Genomic DNA, 2,328 nt, shown 5'->3' on the forward strand with positions numbered 1-2,328 from the left:
TCAATGTAAATGGTGGAGGATTGCTTGCTTTTGGTGGGCGAGTTGAGTTAGGTGGGTTAGCAGGCGCGGGAACAGTTGGGTTGAATGGGGATGGTAATAATCTGAGCTTGAGTTTTCCCGATAGTGTAGAAAGAAGTAATGTTTCCCTTAGTAATAGCGCTGGAGTAAATGTAATAGCTGGTGATGGTGGAAGTATCGCGGTTAATGCCCGGAATTTAGAGATGACAGGAGAGAGTTTCCTGTTTGCAGGAATAGATAGTGGACTAGGTTCTAGTAATAGTAAGGCGGGAAATATTGAGGTTAATGCAACTGGAGCAATTAATCTTGACAATGGGAGTCTAATTACCAGTCAGGTGTTACCAGAAGCAAATGGCCAGGGAGGCGATGTCAATATCAGTGCTAGTACGTTGCAAGTTGAGGGTGGGGCACGGATTTTTTCTTATACTTCTGGCTCAGGGAATGCTGGCGTGCTGTTAGTAAGCCGTTATAAATCGTTGCTTTCGGTTGAGGCGCTATTGGCTGCGAAAGGGCGTGTGGGCGATCGCTTGATTGGAATTGTAATCAATGATATCCCTGTCACTCAACTAGAAGCAGTTGATACTCTCTTGCGCCCGTTTTTGGAACAGCAGGGAATTCCAGTACTAGCAATGCTGCCTAATAGCGATTTGCTCCGCAGTGTTAGTGTTGGCGAACTAGTCAAACAGTTAAAGGCTGATGTTCTCTGTCGCAACGATCGCATGGATTTGTTGGTGGAAAGTTTAGCAATTGGAGCGATGAATGTCAACTCCGCTGTGAAATATTTCCGCAAACGCCGGAATATGGCAGTGGTGACAGGAGGCGATCGCGTAGAAATTCAGCAAGCGGCTTTGGAAACTTCTACCCAATGTTTAATTCTCACCGGGCAACTACCACCCCCACCGTTCATTCTCAGTCGCGCTGAAGACCTAGAAATCCCCATTTTGTCTGTTGACTTAGATACCCTCACCACTGTAGAAATTGTTGACCGCACTTTTGGTCAAGTCCGTGTCCACGAGCCGATTAAGGTTCAGTATATTCGCAAGTTGATGTCCGAGCATTTTGACATTGACCGCTTGTTATCTAAATTAGATTTAACTCCCGCAGCGGCATTGTCTTAGATTTATCAACTCAAACTATTAAGAGGATCAATGCTCAGTTATCAGTTAGGAGGCTGTATAGCTGGTGAGGGTACAGCTGGCTCGCCGTCACCTCCCAGGCGACGGCGTGCTGTTTCCTTCCGCCCCATAGCTGGTACGTGCTTAGTTGCAGCAGCTAATCCAAAGACAGGCATATTCCCATAAATTGCCTCATATCTTCCCGGTTCTATTAAATAAGTTTCGTGCCAAATACCAACACTGCCATCAGCACCAATATTTTGATTAAACCTTTGCCAAGCTTTTAGATGTACATCGGCTGGATTTCTGGCAAAACGCTCCAAATCCTCAAACGATCGCCAGTATTGAATCATATCAAATCCGGTTAAATGCACATAGTAAAGCTGTTGTTTGTTTGTGGCCACCAATGGTAGCAAGTTAGACTACGAATTAGATCGCGGGCATCACATAAAACTTTGCAACGTTGAAATAAGACTTCCTCTAACTCATCTAAGGAATCAAAGGACTGGTTGGCGTAGGCGTAGCCCGCCGTAGGCATCGCTTCATTAGTGATTGGCCACAGTCGTTGAGCACCTTTGTTGCTCAGGAGAATGTGAAGGCATCAATAGAATGTGAATGCCTTCTGGGACTTCTAGGAAAGTGACTAGTGTGCCATCCGGCTTGATCCATCGTAAGAACAATCAGATGAGTGTTTGCCGACCTGAAAATGTTTGGCGAAGTCCGCTAAAACAAGATTAAATATGTCAGTCCGCACGTAAGGCAGAATCCACGCCTTAGTATCACCCGATTCGGGATGTACAAAACCGTACAGCCATAACCACTCTCTACGCCAATAAAAGCTGTTGTTTTCCCCATAGCCAGCAGCCAAATGGTCTGGTAATGAGTGCGTGCGATCGCATCTCTTGATTGACGGTAACGATTTTCTAATTCGTCAATACTTAGGTGAGGCTCTAGGGCAATGCGTCTTGGCATATACTTCGCAACTAAATACGCTCACAGAATTATACTATGTGTAATCATCCGGATTTGATATAACGCTCTTCCATCACTCTCAGAAAACAATAATCCAAGCGGGAAACTGAAACTATTACTCAATCAAGGTTTGAAGCTTTATTTTCTAATAGAAATTCAAAAATGTTGCTAAAACCTGAAAATCGAAGTCTCATAAGCCTTGCAGCGATTGCTTTCTCCAAGA

At 44.7% G+C, this 2,328-nt stretch carries 3 protein-coding genes; 1 reads left to right on the forward strand and 2 read right to left on the reverse strand.

What is annotated here, in order from left to right; genetic code table 11:
- The first annotated feature begins 80 nt into the window (after window positions 1-80).
- Window positions 81-1,136 (forward strand): phosphotransacetylase family protein, encoded by a 1,056-nt coding sequence (locus tag LC574_RS36220; protein ID WP_229458452.1) that lies wholly within the window; start codon window positions 81-83, stop codon window positions 1,134-1,136.
- 41 nt (window positions 1,137-1,177) lie between these two features.
- Here the strand turns inward: LC574_RS36220 and LC574_RS36225 are convergent, their stop codons facing one another.
- Both LC574_RS36225 and LC574_RS36230 read right to left on the reverse strand, forming a co-directional pair.
- The gene (locus tag LC574_RS36225; RefSeq protein WP_229458453.1) at window positions 1,178-1,537 is read right to left on the reverse strand and encodes a DUF4188 domain-containing protein; all 360 of its coding nucleotides are present in this window, start codon (window positions 1,535-1,537) and stop codon (window positions 1,178-1,180) included.
- 319 nt (window positions 1,538-1,856) lie between these two features.
- Window positions 1,857-2,105 (reverse strand): hypothetical protein, encoded by a 249-nt coding sequence (locus tag LC574_RS36230; RefSeq protein WP_229458451.1) that lies wholly within the window; start codon window positions 2,103-2,105, stop codon window positions 1,857-1,859.
- Window positions 2,106-2,328 lie beyond the last annotated feature (223 nt).

Origin of the sequence: Nostoc sp. CHAB 5715, from assembly GCF_020829685.1 — a bacterium.
GTDB lineage: Bacteria > Cyanobacteriota > Cyanobacteriia > Cyanobacteriales > Nostocaceae > Nostoc.